18 protein-coding genes are annotated in these 20274 nt (G+C 45.8%); 4 read left to right on the forward strand and 14 right to left on the reverse strand.

The window, feature by feature from the left end:
- Nucleotides 1-357: 357 nt before the first annotated feature.
- Nucleotides 358-1263: a DMT family transporter gene (locus tag H3V14_RS00870; RefSeq protein ID WP_198226084.1), complete on the forward strand. Its 906-nt coding sequence runs from the start codon at nt 358-360 to the stop codon at nt 1261-1263.
- A gap of 671 nt (nt 1264-1934) precedes the next feature.
- Here H3V14_RS00870 and H3V14_RS00875 read toward each other — a convergent pair.
- The 5 genes from H3V14_RS00875 to htpX all read right to left on the reverse strand — a co-directional run bounded on the left by H3V14_RS00875 (nt 1935) and on the right by htpX (nt 9023).
- Nucleotides 1935-2078, reverse strand: coding sequence for a DUF1127 domain-containing protein (locus H3V14_RS00875; RefSeq protein ID WP_075869411.1), 144 nt, complete (start codon nt 2076-2078; stop codon nt 1935-1937).
- An 816-nt stretch (nt 2079-2894) separates the two neighbouring features.
- Nucleotides 2895-4511, reverse strand: a complete 1617-nt coding sequence (purH, locus tag H3V14_RS00880) for a bifunctional phosphoribosylaminoimidazolecarboxamide formyltransferase/IMP cyclohydrolase (protein WP_198226085.1) — start codon at nt 4509-4511, stop codon at nt 2895-2897.
- A 155-nt stretch (nt 4512-4666) separates the two neighbouring features.
- Complete coding sequence (locus H3V14_RS00885; protein WP_198226501.1) at nt 4667-6304, reverse strand: heparinase II/III family protein; 1638 nt, start codon at nt 6302-6304, stop codon at nt 4667-4669.
- A gap of 381 nt (nt 6305-6685) precedes the next feature.
- On the reverse strand, nt 6686-8056 hold the full coding sequence (locus tag H3V14_RS00890; protein WP_210326513.1) for an RsmB/NOP family class I SAM-dependent RNA methyltransferase: 1371 nt from the start codon (nt 8054-8056) through the stop codon (nt 6686-6688).
- A gap of 10 nt (nt 8057-8066) precedes the next feature.
- Nucleotides 8067-9023, reverse strand: a complete 957-nt coding sequence (gene htpX / locus H3V14_RS00895; protein WP_198226086.1) for a zinc metalloprotease HtpX — start codon at nt 9021-9023, stop codon at nt 8067-8069.
- An 83-nt stretch (nt 9024-9106) separates the two neighbouring features.
- On the opposite strand from htpX, the gene H3V14_RS00900 reads away from it, so the two are divergent.
- On the forward strand, nt 9107-9319 hold the full coding sequence (locus tag H3V14_RS00900) for a DUF1674 domain-containing protein (RefSeq protein ID WP_075869416.1): 213 nt from the start codon (nt 9107-9109) through the stop codon (nt 9317-9319).
- Nucleotides 9320-9845: 526 nt separating this feature from the next.
- Here the strand turns inward: H3V14_RS00900 and rpsP are convergent.
- The 3 genes from rpsP to ffh form a co-directional block, all read right to left on the reverse strand.
- Nucleotides 9846-10235 (reverse strand): 30S ribosomal protein S16, encoded by a 390-nt coding sequence (gene rpsP / locus H3V14_RS00905; protein ID WP_075913820.1) that lies wholly within the window; start codon nt 10233-10235, stop codon nt 9846-9848.
- Between the two features lie 81 nt (nt 10236-10316).
- Nucleotides 10317-10622: a chorismate mutase gene (locus H3V14_RS00910; RefSeq protein WP_075913982.1), complete on the reverse strand. Its 306-nt coding sequence runs from the start codon at nt 10620-10622 to the stop codon at nt 10317-10319.
- Nucleotides 10623-10645: 23 nt separating this feature from the next.
- Nucleotides 10646-12190, reverse strand: coding sequence for a signal recognition particle protein (ffh, locus tag H3V14_RS00915; protein ID WP_198226087.1), 1545 nt, complete (start codon nt 12188-12190; stop codon nt 10646-10648).
- 310 nt (nt 12191-12500) lie between these two features.
- On the opposite strand from ffh, the gene H3V14_RS00920 reads away from it, so the two are divergent.
- On the forward strand, nt 12501-13319 hold the full coding sequence (locus tag H3V14_RS00920) for a lytic transglycosylase domain-containing protein (RefSeq protein WP_198226088.1): 819 nt from the start codon (nt 12501-12503) through the stop codon (nt 13317-13319).
- A 177-nt stretch (nt 13320-13496) separates the two neighbouring features.
- Here H3V14_RS00920 and H3V14_RS00925 read toward each other — a convergent pair whose 3' ends face one another.
- The 3 genes from H3V14_RS00925 to H3V14_RS00935 form a co-directional block, all read right to left on the reverse strand.
- A complete protein-coding gene (locus H3V14_RS00925; protein WP_198226089.1) occupies nt 13497-14135 on the reverse strand; it encodes a carbonic anhydrase in 639 nt (212 codons plus the stop codon).
- A 78-nt stretch (nt 14136-14213) separates the two neighbouring features.
- Nucleotides 14214-15089 carry a pyridoxal kinase gene (gene pdxY, locus H3V14_RS00930; RefSeq protein ID WP_198226090.1) on the reverse strand — a complete coding sequence of 292 codons (876 nt, stop codon included), beginning with the start codon at nt 15087-15089 and terminating at the stop codon, nt 14214-14216.
- A 360-nt stretch (nt 15090-15449) separates the two neighbouring features.
- Nucleotides 15450-16487 (reverse strand): DUF2125 domain-containing protein, encoded by a 1038-nt coding sequence (locus H3V14_RS00935; protein ID WP_198226091.1) that lies wholly within the window; start codon nt 16485-16487, stop codon nt 15450-15452.
- Nucleotides 16488-16629: 142 nt separating this feature from the next.
- Between H3V14_RS00935 and H3V14_RS00940 the strand changes: the two genes are divergently transcribed.
- Nucleotides 16630-17148, forward strand: a complete 519-nt coding sequence (locus H3V14_RS00940; RefSeq protein WP_198226092.1) for a gamma-glutamylcyclotransferase — start codon at nt 16630-16632, stop codon at nt 17146-17148.
- A gap of 49 nt (nt 17149-17197) precedes the next feature.
- Here the strand turns inward: H3V14_RS00940 and H3V14_RS00945 are convergent, their stop codons facing one another.
- The 3 genes from H3V14_RS00945 to H3V14_RS00955 form a co-directional block, all read right to left on the reverse strand.
- Complete coding sequence (locus H3V14_RS00945; RefSeq protein ID WP_198226093.1) at nt 17198-17944, reverse strand: glutamine amidotransferase; 747 nt, start codon at nt 17942-17944, stop codon at nt 17198-17200.
- A 14-nt stretch (nt 17945-17958) separates the two neighbouring features.
- Nucleotides 17959-18447, reverse strand: coding sequence for a TerB family tellurite resistance protein (locus H3V14_RS00950; RefSeq protein ID WP_075869424.1), 489 nt, complete (start codon nt 18445-18447; stop codon nt 17959-17961).
- A 246-nt stretch (nt 18448-18693) separates the two neighbouring features.
- Nucleotides 18694-20259, reverse strand: coding sequence for a heme biosynthesis protein HemY (locus tag H3V14_RS00955; RefSeq protein ID WP_198226094.1), 1566 nt, complete (start codon nt 20257-20259; stop codon nt 18694-18696).
- Between the last annotated feature and the right edge of the window lie 15 nt (nt 20260-20274).

Here is a 20274-nt window from a genome sequence, read left to right on the forward strand (position 1 = left end):
AATCGTTTTCTAATAATCTCTTACAAATTTACATACACAAAATTATAAACAGCATTTTTAACGCCATAAAAACCGGTTTTGGCTTTGCTATTTTATTTTAAAATTTCTAAATACATTTCACGAATAAATTGTTTTTCTTCCCCTTTTCTTTTTCTCATCTTTTATCATATTGATATTTTTGAACCGATAGACCCGCAACTTAGCACAACTACTGAATTAAAACTCGTAAATAGGTGCTGATAATCTGGATGTGCCAATCATTTTTTAACAAGTGAATTCGATTAAAGGGAATCCAGTCGGGCTCATTCGGATACGGGTACGGATAGGCGAATGCGAACAAGCAGGCAAAACAGGTAAATGCCGAAGGAAGGATCAAGCACGTTTTATGGAGTTTTTCTTTCCTTTGCATCTTATGCCGCCTATGCAATGAGCGACGCCTGCGTCAAATTTATTGATGGTGCGCTCCCGCCCTATGAAACAGCCTTTTATGGCGCGCTCATTAGTATCATTGTTATTCCATTTTTAAAAAATCGGGATAATAAATGGATAGACATTGTGCGTTCACAAAACTGGCCAATGTGGTTTTTGCGAACAATCTCGGGTGCATTCGGCGTTATTGGCAGTGTTACAGCTTTTACGCATTTATCAATGGCCGAGGCATTTACACTTATATTTTTGCAACCCCTCTTCGTCAACATCCTTTCCATGGTATTTTTAAAAGAAGCCATCGGGTGGCGGCGTTGGTCGGCTATCATCATCGGCTTTATCGGTGTGCTTGTCGTTTTGCGACCGGGCTTTCGTGAGCTCAATATCGGACATGTGGGAGCTGTCTTTGCCGGTTTGAGCGGTGCTATTTCCATTATTATTGTCCGCCATATGGGGGGACGTGAAAAACGCATCACTCTCTATTCCAGCGGCATTATCGGTTCGATTGTTATCTGTGGTTTATTGAGCCTCCCCGGTTATATCGAACCTCATAACATCGAATGGATTTACCTTTCCGGTTATGGATTATTTGCCGCTCTTGGCGCGCTTTTCGTTATGGCTGCGGCTCGTCGTGTTCCCGCCATTGCTATTGCCACCCCTCAATATAGCCAGATGATCTGGGCAATATTATTCGGCTACTTCATTTTCAACGACCATCTTGATCTTCCTATGATCATTGGCATTATCCTTATCATGGCTTCAAGCCTGTTAACTTTCATGCGCGAAAAGCATCAGCACACTCAAACAACGCCACAAAAAGCCACGCTACAAAAATAATGAACTCCGCCCCTCATCCCGTTTAAGAATTCTTCGCTTGAAATGAAAAGTTAAAGTTGAAAATGCATGTAATCGGGAGAATAAACAATATTAGAATGCCCGCATCTTAGGGCAGACTTGCCAGACCATGTTCATCGGGAAAGGTGCTGTTGATTCAAAGGTTCTGTAGGTTTTTGGCGCTATCTCCACCGAGATATCGTTGCGCTTGTAAAGTGCACACTTTTAAATCAGGCGTTTTCTTCCTTTTGTGATCCTGATTTTCCGAAAAAAGCCTGAAAAATCTTTAATAGTGCGGGAGAGCCATGAACCAAATTTGTAAAAAAGTTCCCACGATAGAGCCCGAGGGAAATAGCTCGCGAGCTTTTAGCCTTCTCTACGGAGAGAATAATCTCTGCAATCAGTGACCCCGTGCCGAGAGACCCTCTAATATAGACAAGCTATAAACCAGACTGATGTATTGATTACAAAGACTAAAATAAAATTCGGAAACAAAAAACGCTTGGCCCACAGGATATGAGAACGGAGCTGATTTTGCCTATAGCGCAAAACTAGTGTTTTGGTCAAAAAAAACGCCTGCTGCGGGAGGGGGCAGCAGACGTTACGAAGGGAAAGCCTCAAGGGAAGGAAAGGCTTTCCACACAGAGCCCGAGGGGAAAAGGCTCTGTGAGCTTTTAGCGTGCTGTACGGCGAGCTATCTCCGCAATCTCGGAACGGGTAATGCCGAGATCGTTCAATTCATGAGCAGAAAGACGACTCAATTCATTATAGGTCGTGCGATAACGGCGCCATTTATTAAAACTACGAAGGAGGTTCATGACACTCACCTGATTAATACTACTATGTTGGAATTTGTTGAGGCGTATATAGTCTTGCCTTTCTGAATTGAGGAGTGACAAGATTGCATAGCTGCTGTGCAACGTTTAAGCATTTTGCAAATTTTTTAGTCACAATTCGTTAAGAATTGTCAGCTTTTTGCCTCATTTCGCGACATCCGGCCTTATTTAAGCAATAAAACGCTGTCTCTTGCCATAATTCTTATCAAAAATTTCATGAGAATTGTTTTAAATTAAGCCAAATTACGAATTTGAACGAAAGAAATTCTAGTTCCCTTTTCAAAACAACTTGCAGGACGAAGATATTTTCTAATAAAACTCTTAAATCATGGTTAATTTTTCGTTAATTGCAACCAGCTCCACGAACATGAATATATTGTTGGCGATGGAAAATAATTTGTTGATATGGGAATTGACTAATCCGGCTATCGTCTAAGGTCTCGAAACTATCTCAAGCAAGGAACGCCGTATCCGTTTCATTCAATCGAGGCTTATATGCATTGCAATTATTCCTGCCGGATTTCCAATGCGACATGCGTCATATTTACACCGCCTATTCAAGAAAATTGGCCAATTTTACAAAAATATCAGGTGAATCCATCAAAACAACGCATAACCTGCTAAAAATATTTTCACCCAAATAATCTCTATTTTTCTCCGATGCTTCCGCTTTAAAGCTGGGCCAACGTAGTTTCTGTTCAATTCCGGCAAGTATCAGAAACAGTCGTAGCATTAAAAAACTGCCGGAATTGATCCGGCAGCTTTTCCTTGTATGAAATCTTTGTTCTTTCCATCCATTCAGTGACGGAAATGCCGCATACCGGTAAAGACCATTGCAATATTGTTTTCGTCGGCGGCTGCAATCACCTCGTCATCGCGGATAGAACCGCCGGGCTGGATAACCGCTGTTGCACCCGCTTCAACAGCCGACAACAATCCATCGGCAAACGGGAAGAAAGCGTCGGAGGCAACGACCGAACCTTTGGTCAAAGGTTCACTCATGCCGGCGATTTTAGCTGCATCGAGAGCCTTATGAGCGGCAATACGGGCTGAATCCACACGGCTCATCTGGCCGGCACCTATACCGACTGTTGCATTATCCTTCACATAAACAATAGCATTCGATTTAACGTGTTTGGCGACCTGGAATGCAAATTTGAGATCGCGCATTTCCGCTTCGGTCGGTTGGCGTTTTGTGACTACCTTCAATTCGAGATCGTCAATCACACCGTTGTCGCGCGTCTGAACCAACATGCCGCCAGATACGGTTCTCATTGTCAAACCGGGAGCACGCGGATCAGGCAGACCACCGGTAATCAGAAGACGCAGATTCTTCTTCTTGGCAATGATCTCGCGTGCCGTTTCTGTAGCATCCGGTGCGATAATAACTTCGGTAAAAATTTTGGTAATTTCGGCAGCACAATCTTCGTCTAGCGGACGGTTCAGCGCAATAATACCACCGAAAGCCGAAACCGAATCGCAAGCCAAAGCTTTAAGATAAGCTTCTTGCAACGTTTTGCCTTTGGCGACCCCGCAAGGATTGGCATGTTTAATAATGGCGACCGCTGCACTCTTTTCCGGATCGAATTCGGCAACGGTTTCAAAGGCAGCGTCGGTATCATTGATATTGTTATAGGAAAGTTGTTTTCCCTGTAAAACCTGTGCCGTTGATACACCAAAACGTTTTTCACCGGTAAGATAAAAGCCGGCCTTTTGATGCGGATTTTCGCCATAGCGCATAATCGTTTCGAGTTCGCCGCCGATCGCACGCCATTTCGGCGTATCAATTTCAAGCTTTTCGGCAAACCAGTTCGATATTGCTGCATCATATGAAGCTGTACGGGCAAAAGCACGAGCAGCCAGCATACGACGGAAAGAAAGCTTCAGACTGCCTTCATTTTTATCAAGTTCAGCCAATACCAGATTATAATCATCCGCATCTGTTACAACTGTAACATAGGCATGGTTTTTTGCCGCCGCACGAATCATTGCCGGACCGCCAATGTCGATGTTTTCGACAATAGTTTCATTATCGGCACCGGAAAGTCTTGTTTCCTCGAACGGATAAAGATTGACAGCAACAAGATCAATGCCGACAATTCCGTGTTTTTTCATCGCGGCCTGATGTTCGGGATCGTCACGGATTGCAAGTATGCCTCCATGAATTGCCGGATGCAAAGTTTTGACCCGACCATCCATAATTTCCGGAAAACCGGTTACTTCGGAAACATCTTTGACAGGCAAGCCGGCTTCAGCCAGAGCCTTTGCAGTACCACCTGTCGAAATAAGTTCGACACCATATTCGTGGAGCCGCGTTGCAAATTCGATAAGACCGGTTTTATCCGATACGGAAATAAGTGCCCGACGCACCCGAAGCAAATCGGGCGCGGGAATGTGTTTCGATGTCACAGTCATAATATTGTTCCTGAAATTTACGCAGAAGAAATAACCTTGACTGCCATAGCACAGGAAGTTGGAAAAAACACTCTATGAATGGAAAAGTGAACGGTTTTGACTTGGAACTTTTAGATAAGCTCTTTTCAAAATACCTTCATTTTCGAGCCAAATACTTAGCTTGCTCCGGTAATACGTGTAAACCGCCAACGGATTTTTTCGGTTAAAACCGGTCGAAAATTCAAGACAATCTGACGTGTCCGTTTAGGGCCATTCACATCTGCAAAGTCTATTGAATCTTCAAGTTGAATATCGGCATCGGGCGACATAAAATTCCACGCATCTCCTCCCACAACTTCCAGACGCAAGCTGTTACCATCATGGCTCACCTCGACATGCGGATGAAGATGGAAACGCACCGCTACATTATCACGGCCATCGCTTTTGATGGATTTGCCGGCAGGCGCAAAAAAGTGGTCATAACCGTCGATAATATTGCCATTGGACATTAGCAGCAATCCACGCTCGTGGATCATGTTGAATGATCCGAGATAACCGTTATGACTTGCTACGAAACCGACACGGTCGGGTTCTTCAACGCGCTTTATATTGACAATAGTCGGGCCGCTTATGAGTGCCGCAGGGCTGTTACCTTTGCGCTTATGGAATTTACCGGACGATGTATCATTCAATGTTGCCGTCGAATGGGCTGCAGTCGCCCGCGCCATCAAAGCATAATCAGCCGGTCCATAAGGGTCGATTCCCGCATTGATAATAAAACGGTCGGCACCTGAGGACATTTCAAAGGAAAGGCAACCTGCGGCCGCCTGATAGGAAACCTGACGCGGCGGTATGGTTCCGGTATCGGCAATGATCGTTGTGTTATTGGCATAAAGTCTTTGATAGCCGGAATACGGAGCATGTGAAAAAGGCATACCGGCTGTCTCGTCGAGTTTTAAAACGACCGCCAGACGTTCCGGCAAAACCGGTCCGACACCGTTGAAATGGGCAAGTGTCTGATCCTGATGAACAAAAAACCGCAAAGCCGGTAACATGCGTTCAACCGAATCAACCAGTATTCTCGATGCCGTCTCTTTGCTGTGGGCATAAAGGTGACGCAGTGCGATAAGATCGGTCAAAAGCGAAAGCAATGTTGCGGGATTGCGCGAAATATGCCCGCCATCCGGCAATATTTGTCGTGTCAACGAGCGGGTAAGCTGCGCCTGTGCTGCCTTCTTCATTGAAGGAGACACTGGCAAACAAATGGACGCAAAACATAAAGCAACTGCCGCCTCAAGACGGTTTTCATCCTCGTCCATATTGCGGATAGCTGTTCTTAAAAACCGTGCATGAAAACCTAATGCACGCAAAAACCGGCGTTCGAAATTTTCATTTGCTCCATCAAGCAACATTCGTGCATGGCAAAGCCAGGAAATCAGTCTTCGTGCCGCAACATCGGGATACCAAGCAGGTCCTTTGACATGTTTTCCGGATTGTTCAAGCCAATCATTGAGCAAAGAACGGGCATGGGCATTGGCAAGAGGAGTGCGTGCCGCATCAAGATGCCGGAGCCAACTGAAATCGTTAAGTGCCGCTTCCCAAGCCGGAGTTGGCGGTTCGATTGCAAAAGGCGAGATTGACCCTGTTTGCACAATCCGTCCGGCAAGTGCGAACCGGCCATGATAGAATTCATGCGCCATTTCCGGATCGGCCAAATGAAGATCGACCGGTTCGGCAAGAATGCGCTGCGGGCGAAAGCCCGAAAAACGCCAACGAAATAATGGTCCGACGCACAGACGCCGCAACAAACGCATCGCAGCATAGAGCGCCGGCGACGTTTTATATTGCTGATCAACTGTAGTGGACACGATCGGAACTCCAAGAAAACAAACTTGAGGGTATTTTCTTTGATTAAGGTGAATGATTGGTTAATTTTAATAAAAAACTGCTGATCCCCTCTCTTCAAAGGATGGAAAATCTTATCATCAATTTCCCGCAAAAAAGCATATGTCTTATGCCGGTTTCCATGCGTTCAGCCTTGAAATGTCAGCGATAAAAATTGCAAATTTTGTACTTGCTATTTTAACTTCGTAAATAGAATAAATTAAAGGCTTCAAGAATTTACACTTGCCGATTTCTCTTTTGTCAGGACAAAGCGGCACAAAAATTGAAAATAATAGCGTCGTAACGGAAGTTCAGGAAATACGTTGGAATCTGGCAGCAAAAAAGCCGTCCATCCCCGACAATAACGGCGTTGCCCCTTCCAGATCAGCGGGGGTTGTACGTAAAACGCCGTTTGACAAAAGTTCTTTTCTTCCCGCCACTTCCTCATCACGGATTGGCACGAGCTTGATGTCATTGCGGCTAGAGAGGACGTTATTGACGAGCTCTTCACCTTCCTGTTGGGCAATCGAACAATTTGCAAAGACAATCAAACCGCCAATTTTGACAAACGAAATGGAGGCGACAAGAAGTTCAAGCTGTAATTTCGCAAGTTTTTCAACGTCACTAATATCTTTTGTCCATAAAATATCAGGGTGTCTTCTAATTGTTCCGGTCGATGAACAGGGCGCGTCAAGCAAAACAGCATCGAAAAGCTCTTGCGGTTTGAAGTCTTTAAGGTTGCCAACCCATGTTGCAACCTTCAAATCGAGCCTTTCCATATTGCGTTGTAAACGCTTCAGGCGGTTTTCAGAAAGATCGATTGCCGTTACACGGGCTCCCTGAACAGCAAGTTCTGCTGTTTTTCCGCCGGGTGCTGCACATAAATCTGCAACAGTTTTATCTTTGATATCACCGAGCAAACGGGCGGGAAGAGAGGCGGCCGCATCTTGCACCCACCATTCCCCTTGCTGATAACCTTCAAGATCGCTTACCGCTCCTTCGACATGTTCAAGCCGAACTGTGCCATTGAAGAGAACATGCCCGCCGAGTTTTTCTGCCCACATTTCAGGGTTGCTTTTGACTGAAATATCGATTGGTGGTTCATTTGCCTGTGCGGCAAGAATTTTCGCTGCCTTTTCACGGCCATAGTTTTCAACAAGCATTTCCGAAAACCATGCCGGAATATTTTCTATTGCCGAGCTTTGTGCCCGTTCTTTGTCGGCATTGCGGGCAAGTTTTCGCAAAATTGCATTCACAAGTCCTGAAAAGCGCTGATTGCGTGGGTCGCTTTTAGCGGCCGTGACAGCAAGATCAATTGCCGCATGGTCAGGAACGTCAAGATAGAGCACTTGTGCAGCCGCGACATGGAGAAGATGCCTTAAGGACAGGGCATTTTGCGGCAAAGGCCGATCAAGATAAGACTTAAAGATTCTTTCAATACCGGCACGATGGCGAAGTGCTGCCCCCAAAATGGCGCGCACCAGCATACGATCGCGCATTTCAAGTACCAAATATTGGGGATGCCCGTGCTCATTATCAGTGAGGCCATCAAGCGAAGTCTTTTTGTCAATCACTGCCGAAAGAAGGCGGGCTGCTGCCTGTCTTGCCGGAAGTCCCGGAACAGCGGAAACAGATTTTTTTTCTGAAAAACCGGATTGATCTATTTTACGTTTATTTGCCAATATCGACTCATTATGACCATGGACCTTTTGGCGTGTTATTGCGCATCCACGATGGACGTTCAACAGTGCGGCGCATATTTTCCCATGGCGAACCGCTTGTCGTTGTGATATTCATTTCTTCGGCCTGTTTGCGCAAAGCTGCAATACGATTTTCTGTCGAGGGATGGGTCGAAAAAAGATTATCAGCCCCGCTGCCATTCAAGGGATTGATGATAAACAAATGTGCCGTTGCAGGATTATGCTCTGCCTCTTCATTGGGAATAGTTTCAACACCACGGGCAATTTTGTTCAAAGCCGAAGCAAGCCATAGCGGATTTCCGCATATCTGCCCACCACGTTTATCGGCCGCATATTCGCGTGTTCTACTGATCGCCATTTGCACAAGCATAGCAGCAAAAGGCGCGACAAACATCGCAATAATCGTACCGATAATACCGGATGAATTGGAGTTGCCATTGGAATCGCGGTTACTACTGCCGAAAAACAATGCAAAATTGCCAAGCATAGAAATGGCACCGGCAATCGATGCCGTTATCGTCATTGTCAGCGTATCATGGTTTTGCACATGTGACAGCTCGTGCGCCATAACACCGGCCAGTTCTTCCGGACTAAGGGCGTTCAACAGACCGGCTGTGGCCGCGACAGAAGCATGTTCAGGATTGCGCCCTGTTGCAAAAGCATTGGGCTGGGCATCCTCAATCACAAAGACTTTCGGCTGGGGGAGACCAGCTTTTCTGGCAAGGTCGCTGACAATCCGGTAATATTGGGGGGAACTGCGCTCATCAACCTGATGCGCGCCATACATACTCAAAACCATTTTATCCGAATTCCAATAGGAAAACAGATTCATTCCGGCTGAAATGAGAAATGCGATCATTGCACCATTACCGCCGCCAATCAGGTAACCGACGCCCATCAATAGTGCCGTCATGAAAGCAAGAAGCATGGCGGTACGCATAAAATTCATTGTCAACAACTCCGATATAAAGCATATTCGTCCTTATATGATGGTGAATATCTCCATTTTCTTCAATGGAAGACATATTAAAAATGACTGACAAGCAACAAGAACAAACGGCGAATAACGAACAATCTGAAAAAAAAGAACTTCCGCCTGCTGCACAAAGAGCACTGAAAGAGGCTGAAGAACGGCGTAAAAAAGCCAAAAAAACCGACGCGCCCAAGGAAATTGGTGGCCGTGGTGGCAACGATCCTTCACGCTATGGAGATTGGGAAATAAAGGGGCGGGCTATCGACTTCTAATTTTTGAAAGTTGATCCAATTAACTTGACTTCATTGAACAACTAAGCTTGTTTCGCGCAGTATTGGCTTGTTTTGTGCGATATTGCTCTTTTAATATTTTTAAAAATAATTTGTTACACCAATTTCCAAAACCGGATTTTACAAGCGGTTGTTTCGAGTTTCATTAATTTTTATTTTAAACCTGAACTCTTCCGTCGTTTTTTCCATTCGGTAATGGATAATACAGAAAGCTTTACCGCCTTTCCGGCTTGATCGGACAGGTTTTGGCATTTTTTAAAAAAGATTTGTTCATTGCTTGCCGCAAATGATTGATCATCAACCGCCTTTCTGCCGGTTTAGAGCCATTGCTGCAATCCATTCCGGTTATAAACTTACACCGCGAGATAAAAATGAAGAATGCAAAAAAATCATTCAATTCTTCATTTATGAGTCACACAGGATTCCAACAAAAAACGGGCCTCAAGCGCCCGTTTTTTGAATTTTTTAAAAACTTGTCGGAAGTCCCGAAAGTTTCAATTTTAAAAGCTTATTCGGTTGGCTGGGCTGCTTCCTCGGCAGGAGCAGCTGCGGCAGCTTTGGCTTCTTCTTCCGCCTGTTTGGCAGCAGCAATACGTTCCTGAGCTTTTTTGCCCGGAAGCGCTTTATTCGGATTATTGCGTGGTTTGCGTTTGAAAAGACCGGCAGCATCAAGGAAACGTGCAACGCGATCTGTTGGCAAAGCACCATGACTAAGCCAATATTGAATGCGCTCGTTATCCATCTTTATGCGATCATTCTCGTCGGCAAGCATCGGATTCCAGAAACCAACACGTTCGATAAACCGGCCATCACGCGGGCTGCGGATATCGGCGATAACGATATGGTAGTAAGGACGCTTTTTTGAACCTGCGCGTGACAGACGAATTTTCAACGACATGTTTTATCTCCTATTGTCGGTTTTGGTTTTTAACCAATCGGGTTGCCGCCGGCCTTTTCGTGTTCCGGCAGAATTGTTTTCCTATTTCGAATTAAGTTTCAAAGCTGTCGCTTCATGGTGACGAATGACTTCTTTGACAATAAAACTTAAGAATTTCTCCGCAAAATCAGGATCAAGATGGCTTTCTTCTGCAAGCTTGCGCAGACGAGCTACCTGACGTTTTTCGCGTGATGGATCGGCGGGCGGAAGGCCGTATTTTGCCTTCAATACTCCGACAGCCTTGGTGCAGCGGAACCGTTCGGCAAGGATATGCACAAGTGCGGCATCAAAATTGTCAATCGAATCACGAAGTTGCAAAAGCTCTTCAGGAATTTTTGTGTCACTCATAATCTTCAACGTTTCTTCGTATTTCAATGCTTTTTCGGCAGGCCGGGAAGCCCCTGAAATTTAGTTCCACTTGAAGATAGTCCGGGTAATGCCCCTCCACCAAGACCGGGAAGCTTGTTTCCAAGGCCTGCACTTTCAGCCTGTTTCTGAATTTTTTCCAATTGCTTGGGATCCATCGACGAAAGATCGGGAAGTCCACCACCCAAACCGCCAAATCCCAATTTGGCGCCAATGCCGCCCATCATCTTCTGCATCAGACCGCCTTTGCCTTTGCCGCCCATCATTTTCATCATGTCGGCCATCTGGCGATGCATTTTAAGAAGTTTGTTGATGTCGGCCGCATTGGTACCCGAACCTTTTGCAATGCGTTGCTTGCGGCTATGTTTCAAAAGATCGGGATTGGCACGTTCTTCTTTGGTCATGGAAGAAATAATGGCCAATTGGCGGTTAAAAAGATTGTCGTCAAGGCCGGCAGCCGCAATCTGGTCTTTCATTTTTCCGATACCGGGCATCATGCCGAGAATGCCGCCCATACCGCCCAATTTTTTCATTTGCTTGAGCTGTTCGGCCAAATCGCTCAGGTCGAATTTGCCCTTCTGCATTTTTTTGGCAAGTGCGGCTGCTTTTTCCTGATCTATTGTTTCGGCAGCTTTTTCAACCAGCGAAACAATGTCGCCCATACCCAGAATACGATCGGCAATGCGGCGCGGATGGAATTCTTCCAGCGCTTCCATTTTTTCGCCGGTTGCAATGGCCTTGATCGGCTTGCCGGTCACAGCGCGCATTGAAAGAGCAGCACCACCGCGCCCGTCACCATCCATACGTGTCAATATGATGCCGGTAATGCCCACACGCTCGTCAAATGAACGGGCAAGGTTGACAGCATCCTGACCGGTCAGACTATCGGCAACAAGCAGGATTTCGTGCGGTGCGGATTTGGCCTTGATGTCGGCCATTTCAACCATAAGTGGCTCGTCGATATGGGTGCGACCGGCAGTGTCGAGAATAACAACATCCTGACCGCCAAGTTTGGCCGCCTGAACAGCACGGGCAGCTATTTCCACCGGTGTCTGGCCGGCAATAACCGGCAATGTCGGCACATGAATCTGTTCGCCGAGCTGGCGCAATTGTTCCTGAGCCGCCGGACGGCGTGTATCAAGAGAAGCCATCAAGACTTTCTTGTTCTGTTTTTCAGTGAGACGTTTGGCAATTTTTGCCGAAGTTGTGGTTTTACCTGAACCTTGCAGGCCAACCATCATGATAACAACTGGTGAAGGTGCATTGAGGTCTATTGAAATGCCTTCCGTGCCAAGCATTTCCACCAACTCGTCATGAACGAGTTTGACAACCATTTGCCCCGGTTTGATTGATTTCAAGAGATTGGCACCAACCGCCTTTTCACGGACACGGTCGGTAAAGGAGCGCACAACATCAAGTGCAACATCGGCTTCAATCAGCGCACGACGAACCTCACGCAGAGCGGTTGCAACATCCTGCTCCGACAGGCTTCCCCGACCTGTCAGATTGTTCAGAATGGTGCCCAGACGTTCCTGTAAGGAATCAAACATTGTCTACCTCGTTAATAAGCTAACAAACCCGAACCAAACGAAACACGCACCCGAGGGCGCATCGCGCTGTCGGATGTTGACCTCCGGGATCTCTTTATACCGTTACGGGTCCTGGTCGGTGGCTCCAAGTCTGATAAGCTTGTCGCAGATTTAAAGCGTCTTAAAACAGCAAAAGAAGCATCTTGTCAAGGTTTATGCATAATGTATTTGATAAAGTGTAATCCTACTTGGTTTCAGAACCAACTTGTTATAAGCGATAAACAACATTTTACCTGCACAAAGGTTAGGTTTTTAAGAAGGAACAGCTCGAATGTTTTGTAAAAGCGCGATAAAGGCCGGTTTTATCGGCTTGGCATTTGCCGCAACCACCGGAGTTGCCCTTGCAGCTCCAACATGCGGAAGTACTTCGGCCGGTTTTGAAAACTGGGTAGAGGCTACCAAGCAGGAAGCCGCAGCAAACGGAATTGGCAAGCGTGGCATAGCCGCTTTGAATAATGTGCACTATGCCCAAGCAACCATCAATGCAGATCGCGGCCAGAAAAGTTTCAAACTGAGCCTTGATCAATTCATGAAAAAACGCGGTTCATCAACCATTGTAGCCCGTGGCAGAGTGATGAAAAAGCAAAATGCGGCACTGTTTGACCGGCTCGAGAAAAAATACGGTGTTGCTTCCGGTCCGGTTATTGCTATTTGGGGTATGGAAACGAGCTTCGGTTCCTTTATGGGAAAACAACATACGCTGTCAGCCGTTGCAACATTGGCTTATGATTGTCGACGCAGCGCCTTTTTTACCGACCAGCTCTATGCAGCTTTGAAGCTGATTGACCGCGGAGATTTTGATCCAAATTCTATCGGTGCTATGCATGGTGAAATTGGACAAACACAATTCTTGCCGAAGAACGTTCTGCTTTATGGCGTCGATGGTGATGGTAACGGTCATATCGACATGATCAATTCGAAGGCCGACGCCCTTGCTTCGACATTCAATTTTTTGCGCGCCCATGGTTGGCAACCGGGACAGGGTTATCAACCCGGAGAACCCAATTTTGCTGCTATCCAGGGGTGGAATGATGCAAGCGTTTACCAACAATCAATTGCAATCATGGGTAAACAGATAGATGGCAATTGATAAAACGGCCGGCCGTAAAATTGCGGCCGGAATTGTTCTCTGCTGATAACAAGTAGAAGTTATTGACCCGTTATTGCTTCAATATTTTAAAAAATAGAAAAAGCCTGCCCGATCGGCAGGCTTTTTAATATTTAATAGCCTGTTCAACAGGCTAACCGGTTCAAAAAACGAAAATCATTATTCGGCACGGGTAAAGTCACCGCTACGCCGGTCCATAATCCATAATTCACCTGTTGCAATATCAAACCATGCACCGTGAAGCGTAAGCTTTCCCTGATCTTCACGCTGTTTTATCCACGGAAACGTACGCAGATTATTTATCGAATAGCGGATGGAAATCCGCTCGAGTGCTGTTTGACGTTCACTTGAAGTCATCAATGTATTGGTTGCAACAGCTTCGGCAGCCGGAGTCAAAAGCCCCATCCACTTGCCGATAAAATCGACAGAAGAAAGCGGCTTTCCCTCAAGGTCAAGAGCATTACGTATACCGCCACAGCGTGCATGGCCAAGTACAACGATGTTTTTGACCTTCAATGATTGGACCGCAAATTCCAACGCAGCCGACGTCGCATGATATTCTTTATCGGGATGAAAAGGTGGAACCAGATTGGCCACATTGCGCATAACAAATATTTCACCGGGATCGGTATCGAAAATTGTCTCGGGCGCAGTGCGTGAATCGCAGCAGGCTATAACCATTGTCTCGGGCTTTTGCCCTTCATAAGCCAATTGTTTATAGCGCTCGCGTTCATGAACAAGCCGTGTGTTCATGAACGTATGATAGCCTTTTAAGAGCTTTTCGGGGAAATCCATCATTAATCAATCAACTTGGCAATCACTTGACAATCACTTCACTTGACGCTCACTTGGGCAGCTTTCACTGTTCCACGCCTTTTATTTGTTTTTTGCCACTTCCGCCGTATCTTTGAGATAACGCAACGTAACGCGCTCGGCGAGTGTTCCTAAACAATGAAGCCCGCTTTCAAGCATCAGCTCGTAAGCATTGTGCCTCGTTGTTTCCATAAGCATGGTGTAAACAGAAGCCGTAGCAAAACGGAGAGCATCTTCTTCATTGTCACCATCAAGAATGCGGGCAAGGAAAAGTGCAGCTGTGAGATCGCCCAGACCATTGACCGGATCTTTCACCAACGGGTGTTCAGCAAGCAGAATGGATTTATCGCTCACCAGCAGATTGCCGGTTGCGTTTTTTAAAAGTGGCCATGCAGAAGTAACAAGAGTTGTCTTGCAACCTACTTTACGCGCGGCTTCAATAATTTCGTGATTGGTTTCAAGTTTTTTCGACACAATCCATTCGAGTTCCGAGCGATTGGGTTTCAAAATATCGGCAAGCGGCAACAGTCGGGAAACTGTTTCTTTTGCAATATCTTCCCCTACATAAAGCCCGCCTTCATCGCCCAGAACCGGATCGCAAAAATAGACGAGATGCGGATTTTTCTGTTTGAGCGTTTTGATAAGATCGGCTGTAATCTTGATCTGTTCGGCACTTCCGAAATAGCCGGTCATAACCGCTGCAATTTCTCCTACCCATTTCGAGCGGATGATATCATCAGCCCATGCCTTGAAATCCGCAACCGGCGCAATGAGACGATGGGATGGACCATGACGCGGTTGCCATGTCATGCTGACGGTCAACATATCCCAGACAGCATACCCCATTTGTTCAAGAGCATTGACACTTACACGCGTTCCAACCGAACCGCGAATAACGTGGCTTGAAATAACAAGAACAGACTTTCCAGAATTGCTCATCAACAATGCCTTCTTTATAAAACAAGCTTTTATTTAAAACCTGTTGCCCCCTGTCACAAGTGCGAAAGTGATGATTGGTGCCAAGAATATTGAGCCCGCTAGAACCGGAATTAAAATTCGCGAGCGCGCAAACGTATGACCCGGGTAGTTTTAGTGAACCGTTGTCCGACTTATCCATTGCTTTTTATAAAGCATTGATTTGTTTTCATAAAAATAATTTAGAATAAAATTTTCGCGCTCATTTTAAATGAAATAATTCCGGCTTATAGCGCAACTTATAGCGCGAAAAGCGTGAAGGAAACGCGTCATCAATGATGGCAAATTATCTATCCTTTTACGCCCGTGCGGAAACTTGACATATCAAATCGGGTCGATATGCCCGATTTTGAAAAAGGCCAAACGGACCTCGCCATTTTTTATCGAAAGCTGCAAAACCGGATCGCCTTTGTCGTTCTTCTGCATGGCATTTAACGCGAAAAAGATTGTTTTAAGATTGTCAGCCTGAGAGGGAAATGCATTACGTGCTGTTTGCAACAGCTTGTTCTGGTCACTAATGGCTATATCGAATTTTGCATTGAGATACCCTTCATCGTTGAATGAAAAAGGCCCCGAAACGGTTATCGAACCACCGCTTTCAAAACGGACTGTCGACGATTTCAAAAAGCCCTTATGACCCCGCAAGCGTTGAAGCGGATCGATTTCGTCTTCACTCACTTCAAAAAGCGAAAAAGCTTGGTCGATTGACCATTTGATATCTCCGCTCATTTCCGGAACAGGTGTATTTTCGTGCGGAATTATCAAGGGCAGAACCAGATTTTCAAACGTCAATCTGGCATCAAGATTGGTATTTAATCCATGCGCATCAAAACGCAAAAACTTTGCTGTTGTTCTGTCGAGCAATTGGCCGGCTTCCGCTTTCGAGCCGATTTCTAAATTGTCTGTGCGCAAACTGACTGCATCGGGGATTTTCCCGCTCATATCGGTTTCAATCGCCATTTGGCTCCATTTTGCCGAAAGTGGAACGAGTCCCGGAAATTCGAGAGAGATAGGTGCTGTCAATGACAGTTCGAGCCAACGCGGTGCATAAACAGGTGCACCGGCAATTATTTTTTCACCCGAAAAGGCAAAACCTTTCATCAATTGTTGCAAATTGACTGTGTCACAGGAAACACCAATTCTGAGCGGATAGCCGATTTTATGCATATTCTCGCATAAAACGACAAAGCCGCTTTCATTATAGGTGGCCAATTGATTGGAAACTTTTTCTTCGACTTTATTTGCCAGAAAATACCAGACGATTGTGTAGAGTATAACAATTACCACAACGGCAAATACACCCCGAACAATATATCTGTGATTGACCGATTTGCGTTGAGGCTCGAAGTCGAATGAAGACATCTGAAGTTTTTACTCGCAATTTCCATGAAAAATTTTTGCCGATCATAGAGAATAAGTCTTTATATCTCCATAGACATTTACGTTTTTTTTAGTGCATATATCAAAACCATGTAAAAGTGCATGTGATGAGGATGAGCAACAAATGCACGATTTTTGGGTTTTCGGCTATGGCTCTTTGATGTGGAATCCGGGTTTTACCTATGATTTTATGTCGCCTGCCCGACTTTACGGTTATCATCGTTCCTTATGTATCTATTCCAACCATTATCGCGGAACTGTCGAAAATCCGGGTCTCGTTCTGGGGCTTGATCACGGCGGATGTTGCGACGGGCTCGCTTTTCACGTTCCGGTGGAAGACACAAAAAAAACCTATGATTATCTGATCAAGCGCGAACAGGTAAACAGTGTCTATATCGAAAAGTTGAAGCCGATCCACCTGAAAGACGGCCGCATCGTTAACGGATTGTTTTTTGTTGCAGATCACTCGCACGAACAATATGCCAAAAAGCTTGATCGGGAAAATATGGCGCTCATTATCCGCCAAAGTCATGGACTTGCCGGTTCCAACGTTGATTACGTGGTTAATACTGCCGCAAGTTTAAGGAAAATGGGCATTCCCGACAAGTCTCTGGAAAAGCTTGCAAAACTTCTCCAAGACTGATGGACTTGAAACAATCTACAACCTTTAAAACCGCATTGGATGTTACCAGTCAGGATTGAATGTTCTGCTTCGGTTTGCCGAACATTTTGACCAGTGCCTGTTCGATCCAGCGACGTAACGCCGGATCATAGATGAAACGTCCTTCCAGTTGCGACTTTGCGCATTGGGCGCCCTTCAACTCTAAACGTTCGGCACCGTGCACCACCCAACGCTGCATCATGGCACGCGTCAATTCGGAATGGAATTGCAAACCCCACGCATTTTCACCATAGCGGAAAGCTTGTGTAGGATAAGTATTCCCCTTGGCCAGAAGCTCCGCACCTTGTGGCAAATCATAAATGCCTTCGCTATGGAAATGATAAACCATTTTTGGCCAGTCCATGACGCGTTTGCCACTTCCAGTCGCTTCAATCGGATACCAGCCGATTTCGACTTCACCATCGCTACGTGGTTTGACTGTTCCGCCAAGATTCCGTGCAAGCAATTGTGCCCCAAGACAAATACCGAGAAACGGTTTATTTTCTTTAAGCGCAACCGATATCCAATCCATTTCGCGATTGATAAACGGCTCATTGTCATTAGCACTCATCGGGCCACCAAAAATGATTGCTCCTGCATAATCTTTCAATGTTGTTGGAAGACAATCTCCTAACACCGGCCGGTAAATGCTCAACTCGAAGCCGTTCTTCTGCAAGATTTGGCCGATGCGTCCGGTACTTGAAGAGGCCTGATGCAAAACAACCGCTATTTTTTGCTTTTCCTCTTTCGGGGAAATTTTTTCATCCGCCAATGACATTCTATTCCAATAACCTATTTAGTTTCTGGCAGGCCTTTCGGTTTTTCCGGAAGTTGTTTCCTTTGGCCCACCATTTTCTTCAATTCCAGTCGATCCTTACGGTCAACGCCAATCATTTCCGCAATCCGCCAGATCAGCGTATCTTCCAACTCGTAAATATAACCATCAGCATAAGCAATTTCCCACAGCACGCCGATAAATTTGATGCATTCTTCTTTTGTAAGATGGCGTTTTAATGTCGAGGTAAAGTTGAAGATGTCGAGACTGTCACGATTGGCTGCCTTACCAGCTTCAATCAACGCTTTCACATCCGGTTCAGCGAGTTCGAATTCGTGGGAGACGATGTCATAGAGGACTTTTTTCTCGACACCCTGTTCCTGCCCATCGGCATCAACAATGTGAAAAGCCAGAGCAACCGCTGCTACCCGCGGATCATCGTTGCCAAATTCGGGACCACCTTTCCCAAGCGATCTTATAAAGTCTTCCAGATGCTTTAATATCAATCCCTGTCCTCGCTTCTAGAGTTGTCATGCATGTTACTTTGCATAAATTTTCTTTAAAAAACTTCACTATTCAAGTTTTGTGTTCATGCGGGTTTCTCAATAGGCTTGGCATATGTTCCGACATGCCGCTTAACAGATCATTCCCGCTCTCGTAGAAGTTATAAAACGAGTTACAACGGAAGATATGATCGACGATCAAATTTTCCCAAACACTTTTTTGCGCACATATCATTTCTTACGGACGCATTATTTCTTATGCACACCGGGATCATCAACATTGATGCGGGTCGCATCGACAGGAGTTTCCGGTTTTGACGGGTCAACAGCATCGACAATCATAACCGGTTTGGTATGGAATGTCTGTGTTCCCTTATTTTTGTCTTCCCTGTCTTTTAAATTTGTTGACCTCACATTGGCATTCATCGTGTTGCCACGATCCGTACTAGCAGTTTTTTTAATTTTGACCGGTGCTTGTTCGATTGTAGCGGGAATGACTTCATCAGGATTTAAAGTCAATCCCGGAGTGCGTGAAGGAACCTGCCACCGGAATGCATCCAATTTGCCGCTGATGGGCGAGATAGGTTGCCACTTGTCAAAAGTTTTGCCATCTGCCATCCAAACCGGATCACGATCGGCACGCACTGCCAGAGACAACCATTGACGTACCCGCCCCTGATCTCCGCTTTGCGCTTCTTCAATATCGGCAAGCAAAAGATAGGCACTCTCGCGGGGTGCGATCTTTACCGCTTTTTCCGCCTGATCACGGGCAAGCCCAAGTTCGCCTGCATCGAAAGCCGAGCGGGCAACAATGAAGCATGATTCAAAGGCTTGCGGATTTTTTTGGGCAAGAGCTTTTGCTTTTTTCAAGCGGTCAACAGCACGTTCTTCACCATTGAGATAAAGACTTGCCAGATCGGCATGGGGTGACTTTTTCCATAAATTTTCAATGAGTCTGTCGGCTTTGCCGATTTCATGTTGACGATAGAGAATATCGGTTGCCACAAGTGTTGCAGGCACAAATGACGGGTCGAGCTTTTGGGCTTTCAGCGCAGTTTTTCTTGCTTCATCAGGGTAATATTCGAACATATCTCTGGCCTGACCGGTCAAAAGAACCACACGTTTATGTGTGAGTTTTTTATCAGACCGTTCAGCCCGCGGCAGAGATTTAACTTCCCGATCAAAAAGCTCAAGCGCTTTTTCCCACGAACCTTCAGCGCATAACCGGTCGAGCATTGCCTGATTGGCCCATGTTAGCGATGGGGCTATCGAACTTGCTTTTTCAGCATATTGACCGGCGGCTTCATAGGCACCTGATCTCATTGCTTCACGATAAAGCCCATAAAAACCCGCAAGCTGTGTTTTCGGAGATTTGCTCATCTCCTCGTAAACGCGAAGTGCACCGGGAACATCATTTGCAATAAGTAATGTTTTTGCGTCCAGAAATTTGGCAAGAGGTTCATTTTCGCTATCAAGATAACGGGCAACACGCTTGTTCATGCGTTTGGCCGTATCGACATCGCCCGATAAAGCTGCAAGAAGTCCGCTTGACAATGCTTCACGACCTTTTTTCTGCCGTTGTTCCTCAAGGTGACGGGAGAGTTTATAAGGTGCTGAAAAAACCGATTTCAGGATGAAGAGCAAAAGCAAAACGACAACAACCAGCAGAACGAAAGCAATCACTGCTGTCAAAACAGAAACAGTGACCCGGCTTGAGCCGAAGTCCATCACCAGATTGCCGGGATTATTGGCAAGCCAGGCAAAACCGGCTCCAAGAATTGCTATTACAAGAACGTAAAAGAGTACGCGAACCATTTTTCTTCATACCCC

Source organism: Bartonella sp. W8151 (assembly GCF_016100385.1).
Lineage (GTDB): Bacteria > Pseudomonadota > Alphaproteobacteria > Rhizobiales > Rhizobiaceae > Bartonella > Bartonella apis.